Below are 23285 nucleotides of genomic sequence, written 5' to 3' on the forward strand. Positions count from 1 at the left end.
TGCCGTATCAAAGGAGCTGCCCGGATGAGCAATCGAACTGAGTCCTACCTTGTGGGACTGGTCGGCGATGGCGTGATGCCGTCACTCACTCCTCCCATGCACGAACGCGAAGGCGATGTCCAAGGCCTGCGCTACCTCTACCGCCCCATCGACCTGCTGGAGCTCGGCCTGACCGGCGACGCCGTGGGGGAGCTCCTCAAAAGCGCCCGCAGCCTCGGCTTCAACGGCCTGAACATCACCCACCCCTGCAAGCAGCTGGTCCTCCAGCACCTGGACGAGGTCTCGCCGGATGCGCTCCGCCTCGGCGCCGTCAACACCGTGGTGATCGAGGACGGCCGCTTCATCGGGCACAACACCGACTTCTCCGGCTTTGCCGCCGCCCTGGCGTCCGGCCTTCCGGGCGCCCGGCTGGACCGCGTGGTCCAGCTCGGCGCAGGAGGTGCCGGGTCCGCCGTCGCCTACGCCCTGCTCACCGCAGGCGTGAAGGTGCTCGACCTGGTGGATACGGACGCAGCCCGCTGTGCGGCGCGCGCCGCGGAACTGGCCGGCTTCTTCCCGGACCGCACCATCACACCGCGTACGACGGCGGAGCTGCCGCAGCTGATGCCGCCGGCCGACGGCCTGGTCCACTGCACGCCGGTGGGCATGGCCGCCCACCCGGGCGTCCCGCTGGACCTTGACCTCCTCGAATCCCGGCACTGGGTGGCGGACATTGTCTACCGCCCCATCGAGACCGAGCTTGTCCTGGGTGCCCGTGCCAAGGGCTGCGCGGTCCTGGATGGCGGCCGCATGGCCGTGGGGCAGGCGGCTGACTCCTTCCGGATCTTCACCGGGCTGGAAGCCGATGCTGACCGCATGCGCGGACACTTCCTGGAGCTCGTGGCCCAGGAAGAAGTGGCCGCCTGATGCGCACCGGAATCGCCACCGTCTGCCTCTCCGGCACACTGAAGGAAAAGATGCAGGCCTGCGCCATCGCGGGCTTCGACGGCATTGAAATCTTTGAGCAGGACCTGGTCACCTCGCCCGTTAAGCCCGAGGACGTCCGCAAGATGGCGGCGGACCTTGGCCTCACGCTTGACCTCTACCAGCCGTTCCGTGACTTCGACAGCGTGTCCGAGGACCTCCTCACGGCCAACCTCCGCCGTGCTGAAGCCAAATTCAAGCTGATGGCCCGCCTGGGCATGGACACCATCCTGGTCTGCTCCAACGTGGCCACGGCCAGCATCGACAGCGACGACCTCCGGGCTGAGCAGCTTGGCCGGCTGGCAGCACTGGCAGGGGACCACGGCGTCAAGGTCGCCTACGAAGCCCTGGCCTGGGGCAAGTACGTCAGCGACTACGAGCACGCCCACCGGCTGGTGGAAGCCGTGGACCACCCCAACCTGGGCACCTGCCTGGACTCCTTCCACATCCTTTCCCGCAACTGGGACACCGCGCCCATCGAGGCCTTCAGCCCGGAGAAGATCTTCTTCGTGCAGGTGGCGGACGCCCCGAAGCTCTCCATGGACGTCCTGTCTTGGAGCCGGCACTACCGGGTGTTCCCGGGCGAGGGGCAGTTCGAGCTCGCCAAGTTCATGGGCCACGTTGTCAGGGCCGGCTACAGCGGGCCGGTGTCGCTGGAAATCTTCAACGACGTCTTCCGCCAGTCGGACGTGGAGCGCACCGCCGTGGACGGCATGCGCTCGCTCATCTGGCTGGAGGAACAGAGCGCCAAGTGGCTCGACGCCAACGCACCCGCTCTGTCCGTTGCGGGCGCCGGGCCCACCGGTGCTGGTGGTCCTGCGGCCCCGTTCCGCCGTCGTTATCCCATGGAACTGGCCACCCTCCCGCAGGTGGCCGAGCCGGCAGGCTACAACTTTGCCGAGGTCAGGGCCGCCGACACCAAGGGCCTCGAAACTGTCCTCGGCCAGCTCGGCTTTGAATTCAACGGCCGGCACCGCACCAAGGTTGTGCAGCTGTGGACCATGGGCCACGCCCGGGTGATCGTCAACGAGGCGGCCCCCGGGTTGGGGGAGAGTGCCGCGGATGCGTCACCGGCCATCGCGGCTTTGGGATTTGACGTCGACTCACCCGTGATTGCCTCCGCCCGGGCCCGGCAGCTCAAGGCCCCCGCGGTTCCGCGCACGAGCCAGGCCAACGAGGAGGTGTTCCAGGGCTTCGCGGCGCCGGACTCCACGGAGGTTTTCCTGTGCCAGGGCAGCCCGGACGGCACTGCCGCCTGGACAAGCGAATTCGGCGAGACGGCGGAGCCCGGCGAGGGGCCGGTAGCGCCCGCGGCCGGAGCCGCTGCGGTGATTGATCACGTCAACCTGGCCCAGCCATGGCAGCACTTTGACGAGGCCGTTCTCTTCTACACCAGCGCCCTCGCCCTGACGCCCCAGCCGTTCGCGGAGGTGCCGAGCCCCACCGGCCTGGTCCGCTCGCAGGTCATGGCCACGGACGACCGCTCGGTGCGGCTGGTGCTGAACCTGGCGCCGCTTATCCAGCAGGACGGTTCAGGCGCAGGCCAGCGCAAAACCTACCAGGAGCACATCGCGTTCGCCGTGGATGATCTGGTGGCCACCGCCCGGGACTGCAAGGCCCGCGGACTGGAGTTCCTGGAGATCCCGGCGAACTACTACGAGGACCTGGACGCCCGGTTCGGCCTGGCCCCGGACTTCCTGGCAACGCTGCAGGAGCTGAACCTCCTGTACGACCGGGACGCCGACGGCGAGTTCCTGCACTTCTACACCGCCACCGTGGGCAGCGTGTTCTTCGAAATGGTGGAACGCCGCGGAGCGTATGACGGCTACGGGGCGCCCAACGCGCCCGTCCGGCACGCCGTCCAGTACGACCTCCTGCACCGCCCCTAAGACCCGCTCCGGAACCAGCACAGCTACCAGAGCAACAAGCCCTACCAAACCAGCAATGCACCAACGAAAGGAGCCAACCGTGCCGCAGGACATCAAAGCCCACCAGCTTGAGACCGACGAGTTCGTACCGGCCGCCGAACCCCACGCCGCGCACCTCCCCCTGGACAGTGCCGTCGAAACCCAGGCCGATCTCAGTGCTGAGATCAACGCCCTGGGCGAGGCCTATGCGCGGGCGCTTAAAGACGGCGCCGCGGCCGAAACCCAGCCCCGGCTGGACTACGCCCCCTACCGCAGCAGCATCCTCCGGCACCCCACCAAGAGCCTGCACCACGCAGACCCGGAAACCATCGAACTGTACTCGCCCGCCTTCGGGCACCAGGACGTGCACGCGCTCGAAGCGGACCTGACCATCCAGCACAACGGCGAACCCCAGGGTGAGCGGATCATCGTGGCCGGCAAGGTCCTGGACGGCGACGGCCGCCCCGTGGCCGGCCAGCTCGTGGAGATCTGGCAGGCCAACTCGTCCGGCCGCTACATCCACAAGCGCGACCAGCACCCGGCACCGCTGGACCCCAACTTCACCGGCGTGGGCCGCTGCATCACGGGCCCGGACGGCTCCTACCGGTTCACCACCATCAAGCCCGGTGCCTACCCGTGGAAGAACCACCTCAACGCCTGGCGCCCGGCGCACATCCACTTCTCGCTCTTCGGCCAGGAGTTCACCCAGCGGATTGTCACCCAGATGTACTTCCCCGGCGATCAGCTCTTCCCGCTGGACCCCATCTACCAGTCCATCGTGGACCAGGACGCCCGCGACCGCCTCGTGGCCACCTACGACCACAGCCTCACCGAGCCCGAGTGGGCCCTGGGCTACAACTGGGACATCGTCCTGACCGGTTCCAAGCGGACCTGGACCGAAAACGAAGCGCTGGGCGCAGAAGGAGACCAGGAATAACGTGACCACCACCAAACTTGTTGCCACCCCCGGCCAGACCGTTGGCCCGTTCTACGGCTACGCCCTGCCGTACGAGAAGGACAACGAACTCCTGGCCCCCGGCTCGGCAGGTTCCATCCGCCTCCAGGGCACCGTGTACGACGGCTCCGGGGAAGCGATCCCGGACGCCATCCTGGAAATCTGGCAGCCCGACGCCGACGGCAAGATTGTGCAGCGGACCGGCTCCCTGGTCCGCGACGGCTACACTTTCACCGGCTGGGGCCGGGGCGCCGTGGGTAACTCCGGAGTGTTCACCTTCACTACCGTGAACCCGGGCCCCACCGAGCCCGGTGCAGCGCCCTTCATTTCCGTGGCCGTGTTTGCCCGCGGCCTGATGAACCGGCTCTTCACCCGGATCTACCTGCCCGAAAACGAGGAAGCCCTGGCCAAGGACCCGCTCCTGAGCTCCCTGGACCCGGAAAGCCGGAAGACCCTGATCGCGCGCCGTGATCCCGACGGCGGACTCACCTGGGACGTCCGCCTCCAGGGTGAGGGCGAGACGGTCTTCCTGGACTTCCAGTGACGGACGCCGCCTTGGGTGATTTCGGTAGCGCGGCGGACGGCGACGTCGGCCTGCTGAGTCCCGTCTCGGCGTCGCCCCTGGTGGCGGCGCTGACCGGTGACCGTGCGGTGCTCGCGGCGATCCTCGCCGTGGAGTCCGGCTGGGCCGCGGTGCTGGAGAAGGCGGGCCTCGCGCCCGCCGGTTCCGCCGCCGTCGTGGCTTCCGCCGCGCAGCCGGGCCGCTACGACGCAGCGGCCATCGCGGCCCGCGCCCAGGGCGGCGGCAACCCCGTCATCCCGCTTCTCGCTGACCTGCGGAAGCAGGTTTCGGCGCTTGACACCGCCGGCATCGGCGCCGGGAACGCCGTCCATATCTCACTGACCAGCCAGGACGTCCTCGACACGGCCCTGATGCTGCTCGCGCGCAACACCGTGGAAGCGCTGCTTGCCGACCTGAAAACCACGACGGCGGCGCTCGCAGCCTTGGCGGAAAAGCATGCGGACACGCTGGGGGTGGGAAGGAGCCTGACCCAGCACTCCCTCCCGTTTACGTTCGGGCTCCGGGCGGCGCAGTGGTTCCACGGTGTGGCCGCCGCGGCCCGGCAGCTGGAGAGCGTCACGTTCCCGGTGCAGTTCGGCGGGGCTGCGGGAACCCTCGCCGCTGGCACCGTGCTGACCGCCGGGAGCCGCGCCACTCCCTTTACGCTTGCCGATTCCCTGGCCAAGCAGCTGGGCCTGGCTCCCGCCCCCGCTCCCTGGCACACCAACCGGCTTGTCATCACGTCCCTCGGCAACGCCCTGGCGGCCGTGCTAGGCTCCGCGGGCAAGATCGCCACGGACGTCCTGTTCCTGAGCCGGCCCGAAGTGGCCGAACTGGCGGAACCGCGCGCCGCGGGCCGCGGCGTGTCCTCGGCCATGCCGCAGAAGCAGAACCCGGTGCTGTCGGTCCTGATCCGCAGCGCCGCCCTCCAGGCCCCGCAATTGGTGGCGCAGCTGCATCTGGCCTCGGCCAACTTCAACGACGAACGCCCCGATGCCGCCTGGCACACCGAATGGCCGGCCCTGCGTGAACTCCTGCGGCTGGCGTTGGGCGCGGCGGGGCACCTCCGCGAACTCGCCGCAGGACTCCAGATTTACCCGGACGCCATGCGCCGCAACCTGGACCTCGCCGGCCCGCTGCTTCTGGCGGAAGGGGTGGGCGCCGCCGTCGCCCCGCTTTTGGCAGAGAAGGACGGGCGCACCGGCAAGGAGCAGCTGCAGGACGTGGTGGACCGGACCCTTGCCGCGCCCGCTGCCGAGCAGGGTGCCACCTACCGGCGGCTGGTCCGGGAAGCGGTCCCCGTGGGTGCGCTCACGGACCTGCGGCTGGACGAACTCCTGGATCCCGCCAGCTACCTGGGCCAGGCCGCCGAAATTTCCCGCCGCATCCTGGCCGAGTACCCCGACTATTCCCGTGCCCGCCCCGCATCCTCAACAGACCCCGACCAGAACGGAGCCAACCGTGGCTAAACCGACCCTGAAGGCAGTGCTGCTTTCGCCCGAACGAGCCCTGGGCGAACGCCCGCTGCTGGTGGTGGGCCCCTCGCTGGGCACGTCCTCCGCCGTTCTGTGGGGCGGGACGGCTGCGCTGCTGGCCAACGACTACGACGTGGTGGCCTGGGACCTGCCCGGCCACGGCGTCTCACCCAAAGCCACCGAAACTTTCGATGTCGCCGCACTGGCTGACTCCGTGGTGGACCTGGTGGATTCGATCGCCCCTGGCGAATCCTTCCACTACGCAGGCGTCTCCCTCGGCGGAGCCACCGGCCTGCAGCTCGGCATCAAGCACGGCGAACGCCTTAAGAGCCTGTCCGTCCAGTGCTCCGGCGCCAAGATCGGCACCCCTGAAGGCTGGCTGGACCGTGCGGAACTGGTGCGCGGCCAGGGAACTCCGGTGGTCATCCAGGGTTCGGCGGAACGCTGGTTCGCACCCGGCTTTATGGACCGCCAGCCGGACCTGAGCAGCAAGCTCCTCCACTCCCTCCGTGATGCCGACCGCTTCAGCTACGCGTTCTGCTGCGAAGCGCTGGCCGGCTACGACGTCCGCGCGGAACTCGGCAGCATCACGGTCCCCACGCAGGCAGTGGCAGGCGCGGCGGATGCTGTTGTGCCGCCGTCGTTCGCGGAAGAAATCGCCGCCGGCATCACCGCCGGGGGAGGCACGGCGAATGCCGTTACCCTCGAAGGTGTGGCGCACCTTGCCCCCGCCGAGGCACCCGCCCACGTTGCAGAACTGCTGCGGAGCCTCATCACGTGGAGCGAATCGCGGTCTGCGAAATGAGCGGCACGGAACGCCACGGTGTGGTCCAGCCGGACGCCACCAGCCAGGAAATTTACGACGGCGGCATGGTGGTCCGCCGCGAAGTGCTCGGCACCGCGCATGTGGACCGGGCCAACGCCACCAAGGACGGGTTCACCGAGGACTTCCAGGACATGATCACGCGGATCGCGTGGGGTGGGATCTGGACCAGGCCCGGCATTTCCCGGCAGATGCGCTCGGCCGTGACCATCACGGCCATGGTGGCGCACGGTCACTGGGAAGAGCTGGCCATGCACATCCGGGCGGCCATCACCAACGGCCTGAGCCGGGACGAGATCAAGGAAATCCTGCTCCAGACCGCCATCTACTGCGGCGTCCCGTCCGCCAACACAGCCTTCAAGACCGCCCAGCAGGTCTTCCGCGCAATGGACGACGCAACCACGGACATCCCCACAGACACCCCCACCCCGCCCAACTAAGTAGCGCTAACTGTCGTTTTGGACCCCCATAACGACAGTTACTGCTACCTAGTTGGGACCCACAGAATCAAGAGGAGCATTTTGAACCAGGCATTTGTTTACGACGCCGTACGCACGCCGTTCGGGAAGTTCGGCTCGGGCCTCGCGGCCGTCCGCCCGGATGACCTTGCCGCGCACGTGATCAAGGAATCCGTGAAGCGCGCCCCGGGGCTGGACCCCGAACGGATCGATGAGGTCGTATTTGGCAACGCCAACGGCGCCGGCGAGGAGAACCGCAACATCGCCCGGATGGGCACGCTGCTCGCCGGTCTGCCGGTATCCATCCCGGGCACGTCCGTGAACCGGCTCTGCGGATCCTCCCTGGACGCCGCGATCATCGCCTCGCGCCAGATCAACGCCGGCGACGCCGAGCTGATGCTCGTGGGCGGGGCCGAGTCGATGTCCCGGGCCCCCTGGGTGCTGCCCAAGACCGAAAAGCCCTACCCGGCCGGGGACATGACCCTGGCCTCCACCACGCTGGGCTGGCGCCTGGTGAACAAGGCCATGCCCAAGGAATGGACCATCTCCCTGGGCGAGGCCACCGAACGGCTCCGCGAGAAGTACGGCGTGTCCCGCGAGCAGCAGGACGAGTTCGCCGCGAACTCGCACAACCTCTCCGCCGCCGCGTGGGACGAAGGCTTCTACGACAACCTGGTCACCCCGGTCCCGGGCACCGACCTGGTCCGGGATGAAAGCATCCGCGCCGGATCCTCGGCGGAGAAGCTCGCCGGGCTCAAGACCGTGTTCCGCACCGAGAATGGTACTGTCACCGCCGGGAACGCGTCCCCGCTGTCCGACGGCGCCTCCGCAGCCTGGATCGGGTCCGAGAATGCCGCCGGGCTGCTCGGGCTCGAGCCCTTGGCCCGCATCGCCGGCCGCGGCGCGCACGGCAACGATCCCCAGTTCTTCGGCTACGCCCCGGTGGAGGCCGCGAACAAGGCCCTCGCGAAGGCGGGCATCAGCTGGGACCAGGTGGGCGCCGTCGAACTTAACGAGGCGTTCGCCGCGCAGTCCCTGGCGTGCATCAACGCCTGGGGCATTGACCCCGCCATTGTTAACCGGCACGGCGGTGCGATCGCCATGGGCCACCCGCTCGGCGCGTCCGGCACCCGGATCCTGGGCACCCTCGCCCGGTCCCTGCAGGCCTCCGGCGAACGCTGGGGCGTCGCCGCGATCTGCATCGGCGTGGGCCAGGGCCTCGCCGTCGTACTTGAAAATGTAACTTCTGTGAAGGGCTGAGCAATGCTGACATTTGTAGACACCGTCAACGAGGCCGTAGCCGGCATCAAGGACGGCTCCACCGTGATGATCGGCGGGTTCGGCAACGCCGGGCAGCCGTTCGAACTGATTGACGCGCTGATGGACTGCGGCGCCAAGGACCTGACCGTGGTCAACAACAACGCCGGCCAGGGCGATCAGGGCCTGGCCCTGCTGATCAAGGAGGGCCGGGTGAAGAAGATGATCTGCTCCTTCCCGCGGCAGTCCGATTCCTGGCACTTTGACGCCAAGTACCACGCCGGCGAAATCGAGCTGGAACTCGTCCCGCAGGGCAACCTGGCTGAGCGCATCCGCGCGGCCGGCGCCGGGATCGGCGGGTTCTTCACGCCCACGGGCTACGGCACCATGCTGGCCGAGGGCAAGGAAACCCGGATCATCGATGGCCGCGGCCAGGTGTTCGAGACCCCCATCCACGCCGACGTCGCCCTGATCAAGGCGCTGAAGGCCGACGGCGTGGGGAACCTCGTGTACCGCAAGACCGCCCGGAACTTCGGCCCCATCATGGCCGCCGCCGCCAAGCACACGGTGGTCCAGGTCTCCGAGATTGTCCCCACCGGAGGCCTTGACCCGGAAAACGTGGTCACCCCCGGAATCTACGTCAACAGCATTGTGAAGGTGGCATGACCATGAGCACCGCAACTTCCATCCAGACCAGTGACAAGCCCCTGGGCCGTGACGCCCTCGCCGAACTGGTGGCGCGGGACATCGCGCCCGGCTCGTTCGTGAACCTCGGCATCGGCCAGCCCACCCTGGTGTCCAACTACCTCAAGCCGGAGCAGAACATCACGCTCCATACCGAGAACGGCATGCTGGGTATGGGCCCGGTAGCCGAGGGTGACCAGATCGACGGCGACCTCATCAACGCCGGCAAGATCCCGGTCACCGAACTCCCGGGCGCGTCCTACTTCCACCACGCCGATTCGTTCGCGATCATGCGCGGCGGCCACCTGGACATCTGCGTCCTCGGCGCCTTCCAGGTCTCGGCCACGGGTGACCTCGCCAACTGGCACACCGGCGCCCCGGATGCCATCCCCGCCGTGGGCGGCGCCATGGACCTCGCCACCGGCGCCAAGGACGTCTTTGTGATGATGACTTTGTTGACGAGGGAAGGGGCGTCCAAAATCGTGGACGCGTGCACCTACCCGCTCACCGGCGTCGGCTGCGTGACCCGTGTGTACACCGACAAGGCCGTCTTCCTGACCGGACCCGACGGCGTCACAGTCCGCGAGACGTTCGGCTGCACCTTGGAGGAACTCCAGGAACTCGTGCCCGTCCCGCTCAAGACCGCAGCCTAGCCCCATCCGCCACCCTAGAATTGATAACCATGACCAACGCGCCAGCAGCTGCACGCACCGCTCCCCAGGCGAGCGATCAGTACGTGCAGTCGCTGGCGCGGGGGCTCGCTGTCATCCGTGCTTTCGACAACGACCATCCCGTCATGACCCTCACAGAGGTGGCGGCCCGGACGGGCCTCACCCGTGCCACGGCGCGCCGGTTCCTGCACACCCTCGTTGAGCTGGACTACGTCCGGACCGACGGCAAAACGTTCGCGCTCACGGCCAAGGTCCTCCAGCTCGGCTACGCCTACCTCTCCGGGCTGTCCCTGCCCCAGCTGGCCCAGCCGCACCTGGAAGAGCTGTCCCTCAAACTGGGCGAATCCACCTCGGCGGCGGTTCTGGACGGGACGGACATCGCCTACATCGCCCGGGTGACCACACGCCGGATCATGAACGTCGGCATCACGGTGGGCACCCGGTTCCCGGCCTACGCCACGTCCATGGGCCGGGTGCTGTTGGCTGCCCTGCCGCCGGCTGCACTCAAGGAGTACCTGGCCGCCGCGGAGATCAAGCCGCTGACGCCGCGTGCCCTGGCATCGGTTCCGGAGCTGCTGGCGGTGCTGGAAACGGTCCGGGAGCAGGGCTGGTGCCTGCTGGACCAGGAGCTCGAGCCGGGCCTGATGTCCGTCGCGGCACCGGTCTACGACGGGCCGGCCAAGGTGGTGGCGGCGGTCAACGTCTCTCTGCAGGCCCAGTCTGTGGCGGACCAGGCGGACCCGCAGGCGTACCTGGCCGCGGTTGCCCGGGAAATTGTGGCGACGGCGAAGCTGATTTCGGCCGACCTGACCGCGCGCGGGTAGGCCCGCCCCAACACCGCCGGCCCCCAACACCGCCTGCGCCAAATACCGTCACCAAATGCGTGCGGATCCCGCATTAGGGGCCATAGACTCAAGCCAACTACGTCCGTAAGGGAGCTGGCGGTTGAAACTGGGCATACCGCGGGAACGGCATGAGGGTGAACGCCGTGTTGCCGCCACACCGGAAACGGTCACGCAACTTGCGGGGCTTGGCCTCGAGGTCCTGATTGAAGCGGGTGCCGGTGCCGCCGCCGGCCATTCCGACCACGAATATGATCACGCCGGCGCCCGGATTGTCCCCGCCCTCCAGCCCGCTGACCTGGACATCCTGGTCCACGTCCGCCCCCTGGAACCCGCGACGGCGGCAGCCCTGAAAAAGGGCGCGGTCACCGTGGGCCTGGCCTCGCCGTCGTCCGAGCTGGCCACGGTACAGGCGCTCGCCGAGGCCGGCGTCACCTCCTTCGCCCTGGAGCTGGTGCCCCGCATCTCCCGCGCCCAGTCCATGGATGCCCTCAGCTCCCAGGCCCTGGTGGCCGGCTACCGCTGTGTGCTGGAGGCCGCCATCCGGTTCCCCCGGTTCTTCCCGCTCTACATGACGGCGGCAGGCACCGTCCCGCCCGCCCGCGTCCTGGTACTTGGTGCCGGCGTGGCCGGACTGCAGGCCATCGGCACCGCCAAACGGCTCGGTGCGCGCGTCTCCGCCAACGACATCCGGCCCGCCTCCGCCGACGAAGTGGCGTCCATGGGCGGCACATTCATCAAACTGGACCTGGAAACGGCCGAGGCGTCCGGCGGCTATGCCCGCGAACTCAGTGCCGACCGCGGTGCCCTCCAGCGCGAACTCCTCGCCCCCCACGTCGCCCAGGCAGATGTGCTGATCACGACGGCGGCCGTCCCCGGCAGGCGCGCCCCGCTCCTGGTGAGCCACCAGATGGTGCAGGGCATGCGCCCCGGTTCCGTCGTCGTCGATCTCGCCGCTGAGTCCGGCGGCAACGTGGAGGGTGCCGTCCCGGGCGAGGACATCCTGGTGCCCACCGCCGACGGCCAGGGCCACGTCACCCTGGTGGGGCTGAAGGACGCGCCGTCCGCCATGGCCTCGGACGCGTCCCGGCTCTACGCCAAAAACGTGGCCAACCTGCTCGCCCTCATGGTCCGCGACGGCACGGTGGCGCCGGATTTCGACGACGACGTGATCGCCGGTGCCTGCCTCACGCACGACGGCGGGGTGCGGCATGCGCCGACGGCCGAGGCTCTGGCGGCGCTGATCCCCGCCCTGCCGGACCATGAGCCGAGAGTGCGGGACGACGCGCTGCAAGATGATGCTGTGCGGGGCACCAGGGTCCGGAACGAGGGGGGAATCTGATGGATGGCATGAGCCTGCTGACAGTCACCGTGCTGGCGGTGTTTGTGGGCTTCGAGGTGGTTTCCAAGGTCTCCAGCACCCTGCACACACCCCTGATGTCCGGTGCCAACGCCATCCACGGCATCATCCTGGTGGGTGCCATCATCGTAGCCGGCCAGGCCGCCGACCCCTGGGTCCTGGCCATTGCGCTGCTGGCCGTGGTGCTGGCCACCGCCAACCTGGTGGGCGGCTTTGTGGTCACGGACAGGATGCTGCACATGTTCCACGCCCGGAAGGAACCTGTCAGGGAGGACGGAAAGTGAGCCTCCTCGACCCGGTCTGGACCTCCCTGCTCTACCTCGCCGCCGCCGTCTTTTTCATCCTGGCCCTCCGCGGCCTCAGCTCACCGCGCACGGCACGGCGCGGCAACCTGATCGGCGCTTTCGGTGCGCTGCTCGCCGTCGTAACCGTCTTCCTGTCCGCCCGGCTGGAGAATATCCCCTGGATCATCGGCGCCATCGCGGTGGGCGCCGCCGTGGCCGCCCCGGTGGCCCGGCGCGTGAAAATGACCCAGATGCCGCAGCTGGTGGCGCTGTTCAACGGCGTTGGCGGCGGCGCCGCCGCTCTCGTCGCGCTCCTGGAGCTCGGGCACAATGCAGATCCGTGGGTCCGCCTGGCCATCGTGTTCACCCTCCTGGTGGGTGCCGTGTCCTTCGCCGGCTCCGGGGTCACCTTCGCCAAGCTCCAGGAACTCATGACCACCCGCCCGGTGGTGTTCCCCGGGCTCCCTGTGGTGATGGCGGCGGTCCTGCTCGCCGCGGTGGGCACCGCCGTCGCCGTTGTCCTCACGGGTTCCCTGGCGCTCGCGGTCCTGCTGATGGTGCTGGGCCTCGCCGCCGGCGCGCTGCTGGTGCTGCCGGTGGGCGGGGCCGACGTGCCAATCGTCATTTCGCTCCTGAACGCCTTCACCGGCCTGGCGGTGGCTGCGTCCGGCGTGGTGCTGGGCAACGTCCTCCTGGTGGTCGCGGGCACGCTGGTGGGCGCCTCCGGTACCATCCTGACGCGTGCCATGGCCGCGGCGATGGGCCGCAGTGTGGCGGGCATCCTGTTCGGCGCCTTCAAGGGCGGCTCGACGGCGGGGTCCACCGCCGTGAGCGAACGTCCGGTCAGATCCTCCAGCGCTGAGGACGTGGCAGTGCTCCTGGGCTACGCCCAGAGGGTCATCATCGTGCCCGGCTACGGCCTCGCCGTGGCACAGGGCCAGCACACTGCCGCCGAACTCGCGCAGGCCCTGGAAGCCCGCGGGATCGACGTCGATTTTGCCATCCACCCCGTAGCCGGCCGGATGCCGGGGCACATGAACGTGCTGCTGGCCGAGGCGAACGTGCCGTACGAGTCGCTCAAGGAAATGGGCGAGATCAACTCCGAATTCCGGACCGCGGACGTGGCGCTGGTGGTGGGCGCCAACGATGTGGTGAACCCGGCCGCGAAGACCTCGTCCGGCTCGCCCATCTACGGCATGCCCATCCTGGAAGTGTCCGACGCGCGCCAGGTCATCTTCCTGAAGCGCTCCATGCGGCCCGGATTCGCCGGCATTGAGAATGAGCTCCTGTACGAACCGCAGACGTCCCTGCTCTTCGGCGACGCCAAAGATTCACTCGCCAAGGTGCTCGGAGCCGTGAAAGCGCTGTAGCGTGCAGACCGTAGCCCTTTCCGCCGCGCCTTCACGAGTTCCAGGAGACACACCCATGAGCGACCCGCAGACCACCGGTTCCCCCGCCGACGCAACCAGCCCGGCCCGTCCGGTATGGCTGCTCCCCGTCATCATGACTGTTGCCACCGGGCTAGTGGGCATGTTCCTCGTGGCGGGCCGGGGACTGTACTGGCTGGTCGCCGTCATCGCCGTTGTGGATGCCCTTGGTGTTTACACCATCATCCGGTCAGCCCGGATCAACGCCCGCACCAAGGAAACCCGCAGCCAGGAACTCCCTAACCGTCAATAGGGCGGCGCCGACGGGGTACCGGAAAACGGCAAGTACCCTTTTCATAGAGGCACATTCACTTTCACCGAAGGACACCATGACTGCCAACCCGTCCACCGATCTCAAACGTGCGGCCATCATCATCAATCCTGCCAAGCCGGTGGACATTGATGTCGAGGCGCTCGCGGCAAAGCACTGCACGGCCAACGGGTGGGGGGAGCCCATCTGGCTCGAGACCACCAAGGAAGATCCCGGCGTCGGGCAGGCGAAGGAGGCACTCAAGCAGGGGGCCGACGTCGTTATTGCAGCCGGCGGCGACGGCACCGTGCGGTGCGTGGCCGAGGTCCTGGCCGGCGGCGATGTGCCCATGGGGCTGCTTCCGTTCGGGACGGGCAACCTCCTGGCCCGCAACCTGGGCATGGACGTCACGGACTTTGACGGTGCCATGGCCGGGGCTCTGGCCGGAACCGACCGGAAAATCGACGTTGTCCGTGCCCGCCGGAACGACCCCGACAAGGAGCAGATCTTCCTGGTCATGGCCGGCGTCGGCTACGACGCCACCATCATGGCCGACACCAACGAGGACCTCAAGGACAAGGTGGGCTGGCTGGCCTACGTGGACGCCGGGATCCGGAACCTTCCCGGCAAGCCCGTGAAGGCCACCATCGCGATCGACGGCAAAGACGTTGTGCACCGCGGTATCCGCAGCGTCATGGTGGGCAACTGCGGCAAGGTCCAGGGCGGTCTGGAGATCTTCCCCGACGCCAAGATGGATGACGGCCTGCTGGATGTGGCGGTGCTGGCCCCGCAGGGGAAGCTGGGCTGGTTCTCCGTGATCGCCGGCATGATCGGCAAGGGCCGCGGCAAGGACACTGCAGTGGAGTACTACCAGGGGAAGTCCGTGGAGATCACCCTGGAACACAACGACGACTACCAGCTGGACGGCGACCACGAGGGCGAAGGCAAGCACGTCCTGATGACCATGGAACCGGGGGCGCTCACCGTCCGCCTGTAGCCCTCCCAACTAAGTAGCGCTATCTGTCGTTTTGAGGGCTCAGAACGACAGATAGCGCTACTTAGATGGTCTGGGCCGGTCTACATGCCGTGCGCCGGGGCGGGGCGGTGGGCGAGGATCTCCGCGAGCTCGGCGAGCCGGTGCGCGCGGGCGGACTCGGCAGGCGTGAACGGCTCGCCGGGACGGGCGAAGATAATGGGTCCGTGCCAGGCGGTGGGGATCTTCAGCCGGGTGCCGGCGTCGTGGTGTTCCAGCACGGCCTCCGCCGGCGTGAGGACCCGGGCTCGCAGCAGTTCGGCCACCGCAAGCGGCAGCTCGTCCGGTGCGTCGGCGATCCTGGCCGCCAGGCTCAGCGCCTTGGTCTGCCCGTCCGCCATGGCCAGCGCTGTGGTGGGCCACACCTTGGAACGGGACCCGCCGCCGTCGTCCAGCGCCTCCAGCAGTTGGCGTTCAGCCAGGTTGCCCGGCGCCGAGAGCACAAATTCGTCCAGCACTCCGCCGGCCACCGGGTGGACGTGGATGCTCAGGATGTTGGTGTCCAGGCGGGCCAGCGCCCGGGTGACCTTCTGCAGCGCACCCGGCTGGTCCAGCAGGACAGTGCGTGCCCGCCACAAGGCCGGTGCGGTGCCCAGCTTCCTGCGGTGACGGAGCGCCGGCGCGTGCAGCCAGCCACGCAGGATCCGGGCTGCGGACGGCTCCGCCACCCAGATCACCAGAACGGTGGCCGTGAGCGTAAGCACCAGTACCTTGGCCAGATACGGCAGGTGGGTTTCCACCACAAGGGCGTGGACCAGCAGCTCAATGGGGAGCATCACGGCGACATTCGCCAAGGTCAGGCGGGTCTTGGTGGGTTCGGGCATCAGGCCGCAGACTTCGCAGCTCAGATCAGCCGTGGCAGGGATGCGTGCGGTGGGCGTCATGCCCTAAGGATTGCGTGGGGGTGTTTCGGTGGTGTTGCCCTGCCGTTCCGTTTATGGGAACAGGCCGCGGCGTAGGATCGATGTGGACGTCAGCGCGGCCGCCCGTCAGAGATGTACCAGTTTCTACTGGTGTACCGGTTGTTTGCAGGAAGGCGCCATCAGCACGTGAAGATCCTCGCTGAGATGTTCAGCATCGCTCCCGCCAACAAGGACCACCACCCGGCCATCCGGTGTGCGGTGGGGATCTTTGTCCCGTTGATCACGCTGGTGTTGCTGGGCCGGCTGGACCTGGCGATCTTCGCGTCTTTCGGTGCGTTCACGGGAATCTACGGGCGGGGAGAACCCCACGGCACGCGGTTTGTGCTGCAGCTCCGGGCAGGCCTGCTGATGCTGGTTGTCATCCTGCTGGCTGCGCTCGCGGCCCGCGCCGGAGCAGCCTGGGGACTGGACAGCGCCAACACCACCTGGCTCCTGGTCCTGGCCACAACGCTGGTGGCCGGAACATGTTCGGTGGCCATCTCCTGGCTTCGGCTGCGTCCTGCCGGCTCGTTGTTCCACATTTTCGCTTTCGCGGCCATCGCGTCCATTCCCAACCAGCCGCCGGTATGGGAAGGCATGCTGGTGGCAGCCCTCACCACCGCCTTCTGCCTGCTGATCGGGTTCTCCGCACGTGTCCTGCCGCGTCACCGCACGCCGTGGGTTCGTCCGCGCCCGATCCGGCGCACTGCTGATGAGCGTCGAACGGCCTGGCTCGAGGGCCTGGGTTACCTGGTGGCTGCCGGCCTGGCCGGTGCCCTCGCCACCTGGGCCGGGCAGTGGCTGGGTTTCGGCCACAACTACTGGGCGATGGTGGCTGCGGTGGTCCCGCTTGTGGGGCATTCCACCCGGCACCGTGTCAGCCGCGGTGTGCAAAGAATCATCGGTACCGTCCTCGGCCTGGCGCTGCTGGCGGGCATCCTGCTGCTCGGCCTCGCGCCGTGGCAGACCGTCCTGGTCATAGCCGCCTGCCAGTTTGGTGCGGAGCTCTTTATTGCCCGCCAGTACGTGCTCGCGCAGCTCTTCGTCACGCCGCTGGCGTTGATCTCCACGCTACTGGTGGTGCCGGCGTCGCCCACGGTTTTGCTGCGGGACCGCATCATCGAGACATTCATTGGTGCCGCCGTCGGAATTGCCGTGGTGCTGGCACCGGGCCTGTGGCGGCGCCTGCGCGGGGTGTAATCTGGGGACACTTCAGCGAAGCCATTCAATGGAAGGGGTATTGTGGCAAATTCTCTCTCCGGCGACTCGGTTGTTGACCGCGTCGTCCGCGTGATCTCCGCCTTCCCCGAGGGGTCCGGAAGCCTGCAGCTCTCCGAACTGGCCACCCGCTCGGGCCTCCCGCTCACCACTGCCCACCGGCTGGTCCGGCAGCTCGCCGCGCATGGACTGCTGGAAACCGGCAGCGGCGGAACAGTAAGGCTGGGGTTGCGGCTGTGGGAACTGGTGAACCGGAACTCGCCCACCCTGGCTTTGCGCCAGGCTGCCATGCCGTTCATGGAAGACATCCAGCAGGTCCTCAACCAGAACGTGAACCTGGCCGTGCTGGATGGCTGGGAAGCCCTCTTCGTGGAGCGGCTTTCCCGCAGGGGCTCCGTGGCGAACCGGGCCCGCATCGCCGGCAGGATGCCGGTCCACGTCTCGTCCGCCGGCCTCGCCCTGATGGCGCACCAGGGCAAGGCGGTGCAGGGAGAGTACCTGACGCAGTTCGTGGATCCGGACGGAAAGGTGACGGCGGAAGCCGTGCGGACGCTGCTCGCCGAGACCGCGCACACAGGCTTCGCGCAACTGGCCGGTGTGGTCGATCCGGACACGTGGGGCATTGCCGTCCCCGTGATCGACAGCCGGCAACACGCGGTTGCAGCCCTGGGTGTTGTGGTGCCGCTCCACGAGGTACGGCTACAGGCTCTGGTTCCAGCGCTGCAGACCGCGGCCCGGGGCATTGCGCGGCGGCTCGGGGATCTTAGCCCGCAGTTCGCCTTCCGTTCAACGGAATTCGTATAACGCTAATCACAGCTATCGGCGCAGACTGTTAGCCAGATCCACTTACCGGCCCCGGCAGCGCGGGCCCCGCAACGAAGCGAGAAAACAGTCATGGCAGCACGTAAAGTCATCACCACCCAGGTGGCCATCATGGGCGCCGGTCCCGCCGGCCTGATGCTCTCCCACCTCCTGGCCAAGGCCGGCATCGAATCAACCGTGATCGAGGTCCGCAGCCACAAGGAGATCTCCGAAACGGTCCGCGCCGGAATCCTGGAACACGGCACGGTGAACCTGCTGGTGGACAGCGGAGTCTCGGACCGTGTGCTGCGCGACGGCGACCGGCACGATGGCATTGAGCTGCGGTTCAACGGTGAAAGCCACCGCATCGATTTCAAGGACCTCGTGGGCGAATCCGTGTGGCTCTACCCGCAGACCGATGTGTTCCTGGACCTCGCCGCACGGCGGAAGGCCGACGGCGGCGACGTCCGCTACAGCGTTACCGACACCACTGTCCACGACCTCGAAGGCAAGCCGAAAGTCTGGTTCACCGACTCGGAGGGTGTGGAATACGAGATCCAGGCCGAATTCCTGGTGGGCGCCGACGGTTCACGCAGCCACTGCCGGTTCCAAATTCCGGAGGCCGACCGCAAGTGGTACTTCCACGAGTACCCCTTTGCCTGGTTCGGCATCCTGGCCGAGGCGCCGCGCAGCTCCGATGAGCTGATCTACGCCAACTCGGACAACGGCTTCGCCCTGATCAGCCAGCGGACCGAAACGGTCCAGCGGATGTACTTCCAGTGCGATCCCAAGGAGAACGTTGCCGAGTGGGACGACGACCGGATCTGGGCCGAGTTCCGCAGCCGGGTCAACGGCAACGGCTTCGAACTGAAGGAAGGCCCGGTCATTGACAAGATGGTCCTGCCCTTCCGGAGCTTTGTGCACACGCCCATGCGGCACGGCAACCTGTTCCTGGCCGGCGACGCCGCCCACACGGTGCCGCCCACCGGCGCCAAGGGCCTGAACCTGGCAATCCACGACGTCAAGATGCTCTTTGAGGGTCTGGAATCGTTCTACGGGAACGGGTCCATGGCCCTGCTGGACAGCTTCAGCGACCGCGCCCTTGAGCGCGTGTGGAAGGCGCAGCAGTTCTCCTACTGGATGACCACCATGCTGCACACGCCCACCGATGCGGACGACTTCTCCCGTGCCCGCCAGCTCGGCGAACTCAACTCGGTGGTTTCGTCCAGGCATGGCATGGCCTACCTTGCCGAGGCCTACACCGGCTGGCCCGGAGCGCAGTAGTCCCCGGCTGGCAGGTGTAAGCGGCCGGCAGGTGGGAAGCGTGCCGGAGGCTAAGCCTCCGGCCGCTGACCGCCGAGCCGTCCGCCGGATACCTCGAGATAGCAGGACCCGCACAGGGATTCGTACCAGACGTCCTGGCCGTCGATGGCTACCTGGTCGCCGTCGAACACCACCTCGTTGCCCACGCGCCGGGTGTTGAAGATGGCTTTGCGCCCGCAGCGGCAGATCGTCTTGAGCTCCTCCAGGGTGTGGGCCACCTCCATGAGCCGGCGCGAGCCCGGGAAGGCGTGCGTGAGGAAGTCGGTCCGGATGCCGTATGCCAGCACCGGCACGTTGTCCAGGACAGCAATGCGGAACAGATCGTCCACCTGGTCCGGGGTGAGGAACTGCGCCTCGTCCACCAGCAGGCATGCCACCGGCTTCTGGTCCACATGCTCCAGCAGGGCATTGGGGTCATCTCCCGCCGCGTGCGCCGCGTACAGGTCGCGGACGGACGTCTCCGGGGAGATCAGGAAGTCCACGGACCGGGTCATGCCCAGCCGGGACACGATGTCGGTATCGCCTTTGGTGTCCACATCGGGCTTGGCCAGCAGGACCCGCTGGCCCCGCTCCTCATAGTTGAAGGCAGCCTGCAGGAGTCCGGTGGACTTGCCCGAGTTCATGGCACCGTAGCGGAAGTAGAGCTTGGCCAAGGGGGTCCTTTCATAGGGTCCGGCTATTGATCCTATGCTTTTGAGCCCCGGGGATTCTCGTCGGGACCCCAGAGCGGGACGTCATATCTGCCTTTGTCGCCGCCGCGCCGGATCCAGTCCTTGTGCCAGCGCGGGGTGAGCCAGTGCGACCACCAGAAACGGGTCACGATCGCTGCAGTCATCGCCACAAGGGCGAATGCGGTCCAGAGGTTCCCGGCGTGCTCCCAATGCTCCAGCGTGGCTGTCAGCGGCACCATGGCGCAGAGGATTATGAGTCCTGCGAAGCCGACCTGCAGCGGCAGGTAATTCCTCTTTGTATGGAAGCGCCAGGATACATAGTTTGGCGCCCACGAACGCCACCGGCCACTCCACGCCACTGCACCGGTTCCCACGGCCCCCAGGCCGGGCACGCCCAGGAGCAGGGCCATCACGAGGTAGTCGTTCATCGGCACCCAGTGTAGCCGCGCTGAAGTGCGGCGGCGCAGGCGGACCTCATGGCCTGCCGGCAGGCAGCGGCGCGGCGTCGGGCACGGGAGCAGCCTCAGCCACGGTCACCCTGGCCTGCGAACTGCGGCGGCCCTTGCCGGACTTCCGCCCGCCGGACTTCCGCCCGCCGGACGTGCCGGCACCGCGCCGGTTGGTCCGGCCGTAGACCAGGTACATGGTCAGCCCCGTGATGACCATCAGCAGCACGGTGTACACAAACGTGTTCGCCACGCCCTGCACCCCTTCGGCGCCGTCGGTATTCGCTTTGATCACCAGGCCCAGCGGCTGGACGAGGGGGTGCGCCAGGAATATCGCGGTGTCGTAGTCATCCAGGAGGGTATTGAAGTTCAATGCCGCAATCGCAGCCGCTGCCGGAAGAACCAGTGGCAGCAGGATGCGGCGGAACACGTACAGCGTTTTAGCTCCCATGATGGCGGCGGCTTCCTCCATTGAGGAGTTGACCGACGCGAACGATGCTTTGAGCATGCGGAGCGTGAAGGGGATCTTGACTGTGACGAAAGCGATCAACAGGATCACGGTGGTCCCGGTCAGGACGGCGCCGCCCACGAGGGGGTTGGGGTGGTCATAGCTGATGATGAGCCCCAAGGCGAGCAACGCGGAGGGCAGAATCCAGGGGATGTGGAGGAGGTATTCGAAAGTGGTGGCGACCCAGTTTTTGTACTTCTGCAGCAGCCGGGCCACGAACAGCAGGCCGCCCACAGCTATCACCGTAGCCAGCGCACTGTACACGACGCTGACAACGAAGGGCCGCAGGCCCGACTCCTGGGTGAGGACCTGTACATAGTTGTCGAAGGTCAGGCTGCCCAGCGAGATCCGGCCTGTTTGGATCGCGGCGCCGTCGGCAAAGGAATACAGCACAATAAGCACAACAGGCAGTGTGTACAGCGCAAAAAGCAGGTAGGCGATGACGTGCACGGCAGCGTTGGCAACAGGACTGGTGATTTGCTGCTTCTGCAAGGCCGAGGACACCTTGGACAGCGAGTAATACGTGCCCCGCTTCTCCAGCCGCGACATGACCGCAAGCATGAGGATGGTGGAGACGCCCAGGATAACGGCCAGCAGGGCAGCCAGGTCCCGGGAGGTTGCGCTGTTGGCAAACGTCAGGATCATCGGCGTGATGGTCTGGAAATCACGGCCGCCGAGCACCTGCGGTGCGCTGAGGGCGCCCAGCCCGGTCAGGAAGGACAGGATGGTGACGGCGAACAGTGTGGGCTTGAGCATGGGCAGGACCACCCGGCGCAGGATGGTCCAGGTTGAGGCGCCCAGGTTCCTGGCGGCCTCGATGGTCTGGTAGTCAATGCCCTTGAGCGCATTGCCAACGAACAGCATGTGGTTGGTGGTGGTGGCAAAGGTCATGACAACCAGGACCGCGAAGAACCCGGAGAACCAGGCTGCGTCCATGCCCGGGAACACGCTCACCAGCAGGGACGTGACGATTCCCTTGTCCCCGTAGATGAATTTGTACCCGGCGGCCAGCACGATGCCGCCGTAGATAAACGTGGTGGCGTAGCCCAGGAAGAGGATTCTGGAACCGCGGATCTTGAAGTAGTGCGTAACCAGCACAATGAAAACGCCCACCACATTGACCGTGATGGACAGGGCCACGGCCAGCATAAAGCTGTTGCCGAGGGACTTCATGGCGCGCTGGGAGGAGAACAGCTTTTCCGCGGCCCGGCCGGAGAAGCTCCCGTCCGGGAAGAACGTTGCGATCAGGACGTTCACGTTGGGCCAGACCAGGAACGCGGCGATAAACCAGGTCAGCACTGCGCCCACGATAAGGACGAAGGGGGAGCGGAGCATGCTCTTGGTGGAGGGCCCGCCCGCCGAGGACCCGCTCATGGCAGGGTCACCGCTTCTTCCCGCCTGTCCAGGGCCTTGCCGGTATCCGGGTGGTACTGCAGCACGTGCCCCGGCTGGACGTACACAGTGGTTTCCGCTCCCGTGTCCGGGTGGGCGGCGCCGTCTTCCTTCACCAGCAGCCGGAGGTCTGCGCCGTGGCTCCGCACAATGTAGCGGCTGTGGAGCCCGTGGTAGGTGCGGGACACCACCTGTCCGGAAAGTCCGACGGCGGTGCCCCCGTCCGCGGGCTGCGTCAGTGACGCCTTTTCCACCCGGAGGTAGGAGTTGGCGGCGGGGCTGAGGCCGGCGCCTGAGAGCCTGTTGAGCTCAGCGATGAATTCCGGGGTCAGCGGCGAACTGTCACCGATGAAGTTGCAGACGAATTCGGTGGCGGCGGAATCGTAAATGGATTGTGGTGTTCCCACCTGTTCCACCACGCCCTTGTTGAAGACGGCCACCCTGTCACTCATGGCCAGCGCTTCGTCCTGATCGTGCGTGACGTACACGGTGGTGATGCCGAACTCGCTCTGCAGGTCCTTGAGCTGCTGCCGGAGCTGGTGCCGGAGCTTGGCGTCCAGGTTGGACAACGGCTCATCCAACAGGAGGATCTTGGGCCGCAGCACCAGGGCCCGGGCCACGGCCACACGCTGCTGCTGGCCGCCGGAGAGTTCCGCCACGTTTTTGTGCAGCTGCTCATCGCTGAGCTCCACCCGGCGCGCGATATCGCGCACCAGGCGGTCACTCTCGGCGGATTTCTCCTTGCGGACCCGGAGCCCGAAGGCGATGTTCTCCCAGACGCTCATGCTGGGGAACAGGGCATAGTTTTGGAACACCATGCCCACCTGACGCTTGTCACTCGGAAGCCGGGTGACGTTCTTCCCGTCCACATGCACCGTCCCTGCGGAAGGTTCGATGAACCCCGCCAACGTCCGCAACGCCGTCGTCTTGCCGCACCCGGAAGGCCCGAGCAGCGTGAAGAACTCGCCGGGTTTCACGTGCAGGTCAAGGTTCGGGATGGCTACAAAATCGCCGAAGGTAACTTCGATGTTGTCTAGGCGGATCATGGGGTACCTGTCTGGGGAAAGCCGGCT

The 23285-nt window shown here is 67.1% G+C and carries 24 protein-coding genes; 19 read left to right on the plus strand and 5 right to left on the minus strand.

Annotation, left to right across the window (positions count from 1 at the left end; translation table 11 throughout):
- The first annotated feature begins 24 nt into the window (after positions 1–24).
- The 16 genes from GUV69_RS15200 (at position 25) to GUV69_RS15275 (ending at position 14915) form a co-directional block, all read left to right on the plus strand.
- The gene (locus tag GUV69_RS15200; RefSeq protein ID WP_164203916.1) at positions 25–906 is read left to right on the plus strand and encodes a shikimate dehydrogenase; all 882 of its coding nucleotides are present in this window, start codon (positions 25–27) and stop codon (positions 904–906) included.
- On the plus strand, positions 906–2852 hold the full coding sequence (locus tag GUV69_RS15205) for a sugar phosphate isomerase/epimerase and 4-hydroxyphenylpyruvate domain-containing protein (RefSeq protein WP_164203918.1): 1947 nt from the start codon (positions 906–908) through the stop codon (positions 2850–2852). Before GUV69_RS15200 ends, GUV69_RS15205 begins: the two co-directional genes overlap by 1 nt.
- 55 nt (positions 2853–2907) lie before the next feature.
- On the plus strand, positions 2908–3807 hold the full coding sequence (pcaH, locus tag GUV69_RS15210) for a protocatechuate 3,4-dioxygenase subunit beta (RefSeq protein ID WP_373458714.1): 900 nt from the start codon (positions 2908–2910) through the stop codon (positions 3805–3807).
- Position 3808: 1 nt separating this feature from the next.
- A complete protein-coding gene (pcaG, locus tag GUV69_RS15215; protein WP_164203923.1) occupies positions 3809–4369 on the plus strand; it encodes a protocatechuate 3,4-dioxygenase subunit alpha in 561 nt (186 codons plus the stop codon).
- Positions 4370–4380: 11 nt separating this feature from the next.
- Entirely contained in the window at positions 4381–5856 is a 1476-nt protein-coding gene (locus GUV69_RS15220; protein WP_244292742.1) for a lyase family protein, read from the plus strand.
- Positions 5849–6667 (plus strand): alpha/beta fold hydrolase, encoded by an 819-nt coding sequence (locus GUV69_RS15225; RefSeq protein ID WP_164203928.1) that lies wholly within the window; start codon positions 5849–5851, stop codon positions 6665–6667. The genes GUV69_RS15220 and GUV69_RS15225 overlap by 8 nt, the downstream gene beginning before the upstream one ends.
- Positions 6664–7125, plus strand: a complete 462-nt coding sequence (gene pcaC / locus GUV69_RS15230; protein WP_164206618.1) for a 4-carboxymuconolactone decarboxylase — start codon at positions 6664–6666, stop codon at positions 7123–7125. Before GUV69_RS15225 ends, pcaC begins: the two co-directional genes overlap by 4 nt.
- Before the next feature lie 81 nt (positions 7126–7206).
- On the plus strand, positions 7207–8403 hold the full coding sequence (locus tag GUV69_RS15235; RefSeq protein ID WP_164203930.1) for a thiolase family protein: 1197 nt from the start codon (positions 7207–7209) through the stop codon (positions 8401–8403).
- Positions 8404–8406: 3 nt separating this feature from the next.
- Positions 8407–9066 (plus strand): 3-oxoacid CoA-transferase subunit A, encoded by a 660-nt coding sequence (locus GUV69_RS15240; protein WP_164203932.1) that lies wholly within the window; start codon positions 8407–8409, stop codon positions 9064–9066.
- 2 nt (positions 9067–9068) lie between these two features.
- Entirely contained in the window at positions 9069–9737 is a 669-nt protein-coding gene (locus GUV69_RS15245) for a 3-oxoacid CoA-transferase subunit B (protein WP_164203935.1), read from the plus strand.
- Positions 9738–9766: 29 nt separating this feature from the next.
- Complete coding sequence (locus GUV69_RS15250; RefSeq protein ID WP_164203937.1) at positions 9767–10579, plus strand: IclR family transcriptional regulator domain-containing protein; 813 nt, start codon at positions 9767–9769, stop codon at positions 10577–10579.
- A 121-nt stretch (positions 10580–10700) separates the two neighbouring features.
- Positions 10701–11939, plus strand: coding sequence for a Re/Si-specific NAD(P)(+) transhydrogenase subunit alpha (locus GUV69_RS15255; RefSeq protein ID WP_164203939.1), 1239 nt, complete (start codon positions 10701–10703; stop codon positions 11937–11939).
- Complete coding sequence (locus tag GUV69_RS15260) at positions 11939–12241, plus strand: NAD(P) transhydrogenase subunit alpha part 2 (protein ID WP_164203941.1); 303 nt, start codon at positions 11939–11941, stop codon at positions 12239–12241. Before GUV69_RS15255 ends, GUV69_RS15260 begins: the two co-directional genes overlap by 1 nt.
- Positions 12238–13611, plus strand: coding sequence for an NAD(P)(+) transhydrogenase (Re/Si-specific) subunit beta (locus GUV69_RS15265; RefSeq protein WP_164203943.1), 1374 nt, complete (start codon positions 12238–12240; stop codon positions 13609–13611). Before GUV69_RS15260 ends, GUV69_RS15265 begins: the two co-directional genes overlap by 4 nt.
- A 55-nt stretch (positions 13612–13666) precedes the next feature.
- Positions 13667–13921 carry a hypothetical protein gene (locus GUV69_RS15270; RefSeq protein ID WP_164203945.1) on the plus strand — a complete coding sequence of 85 codons (255 nt, stop codon included), beginning with the start codon at positions 13667–13669 and terminating at the stop codon, positions 13919–13921.
- A gap of 76 nt (positions 13922–13997) precedes the next feature.
- The gene (locus tag GUV69_RS15275) at positions 13998–14915 is read left to right on the plus strand and encodes a diacylglycerol/lipid kinase family protein (protein ID WP_164203947.1); all 918 of its coding nucleotides are present in this window, start codon (positions 13998–14000) and stop codon (positions 14913–14915) included.
- Positions 14916–14995: 80 nt separating this feature from the next.
- On the opposite strand, the gene GUV69_RS15280 is transcribed toward GUV69_RS15275, so the two are convergent.
- Positions 14996–15835, minus strand: a complete 840-nt coding sequence (locus tag GUV69_RS15280; protein WP_164203949.1) for an ACT domain-containing protein — start codon at positions 15833–15835, stop codon at positions 14996–14998.
- A gap of 165 nt (positions 15836–16000) precedes the next feature.
- On the opposite strand from GUV69_RS15280, the gene GUV69_RS15285 reads away from it, so the two are divergent.
- The 3 genes from GUV69_RS15285 to GUV69_RS15295 all read left to right on the plus strand — a co-directional run bounded on the left by GUV69_RS15285 (position 16001) and on the right by GUV69_RS15295 (position 19156).
- Positions 16001–17053 carry an FUSC family protein gene (locus GUV69_RS15285; protein ID WP_164203951.1) on the plus strand — a complete coding sequence of 351 codons (1053 nt, stop codon included), beginning with the start codon at positions 16001–16003 and terminating at the stop codon, positions 17051–17053.
- A 42-nt stretch (positions 17054–17095) separates the two neighbouring features.
- Complete coding sequence (locus GUV69_RS15290) at positions 17096–17875, plus strand: IclR family transcriptional regulator (RefSeq protein ID WP_164203953.1); 780 nt, start codon at positions 17096–17098, stop codon at positions 17873–17875.
- Between the two features lie 90 nt (positions 17876–17965).
- Complete coding sequence (locus GUV69_RS15295; protein ID WP_164203955.1) at positions 17966–19156, plus strand: 4-hydroxybenzoate 3-monooxygenase; 1191 nt, start codon at positions 17966–17968, stop codon at positions 19154–19156.
- A 50-nt stretch (positions 19157–19206) separates the two neighbouring features.
- Here the strand turns inward: GUV69_RS15295 and GUV69_RS15300 are convergent, their stop codons facing one another.
- From GUV69_RS15300 to GUV69_RS15315, 4 genes are read right to left on the minus strand one after another with little or no spacing between them, the layout of a single operon-like run.
- Positions 19207–19848 carry a thymidine kinase gene (locus GUV69_RS15300; RefSeq protein WP_164203957.1) on the minus strand — a complete coding sequence of 214 codons (642 nt, stop codon included), beginning with the start codon at positions 19846–19848 and terminating at the stop codon, positions 19207–19209.
- Between the two features lie 32 nt (positions 19849–19880).
- A complete protein-coding gene (locus GUV69_RS15305; RefSeq protein WP_164203959.1) occupies positions 19881–20294 on the minus strand; it encodes a hypothetical protein in 414 nt (137 codons plus the stop codon).
- Positions 20295–20340: 46 nt separating this feature from the next.
- Positions 20341–22194, minus strand: coding sequence for an ABC transporter permease (locus GUV69_RS15310; protein ID WP_244292743.1), 1854 nt, complete (start codon positions 22192–22194; stop codon positions 20341–20343).
- Positions 22191–23258 (minus strand): ABC transporter ATP-binding protein, encoded by a 1068-nt coding sequence (locus GUV69_RS15315; protein WP_164203961.1) that lies wholly within the window; start codon positions 23256–23258, stop codon positions 22191–22193. The genes GUV69_RS15310 and GUV69_RS15315 overlap by 4 nt, the downstream gene beginning before the upstream one ends.
- Between the last annotated feature and the right edge of the window lie 27 nt (positions 23259–23285).

Source organism: [Micrococcus luteus] ATCC 49442 (genome assembly GCF_010367585.1).
Taxonomy (GTDB): Bacteria; Actinomycetota; Actinomycetes; order Actinomycetales; family Micrococcaceae; genus Arthrobacter; species Arthrobacter luteus_A.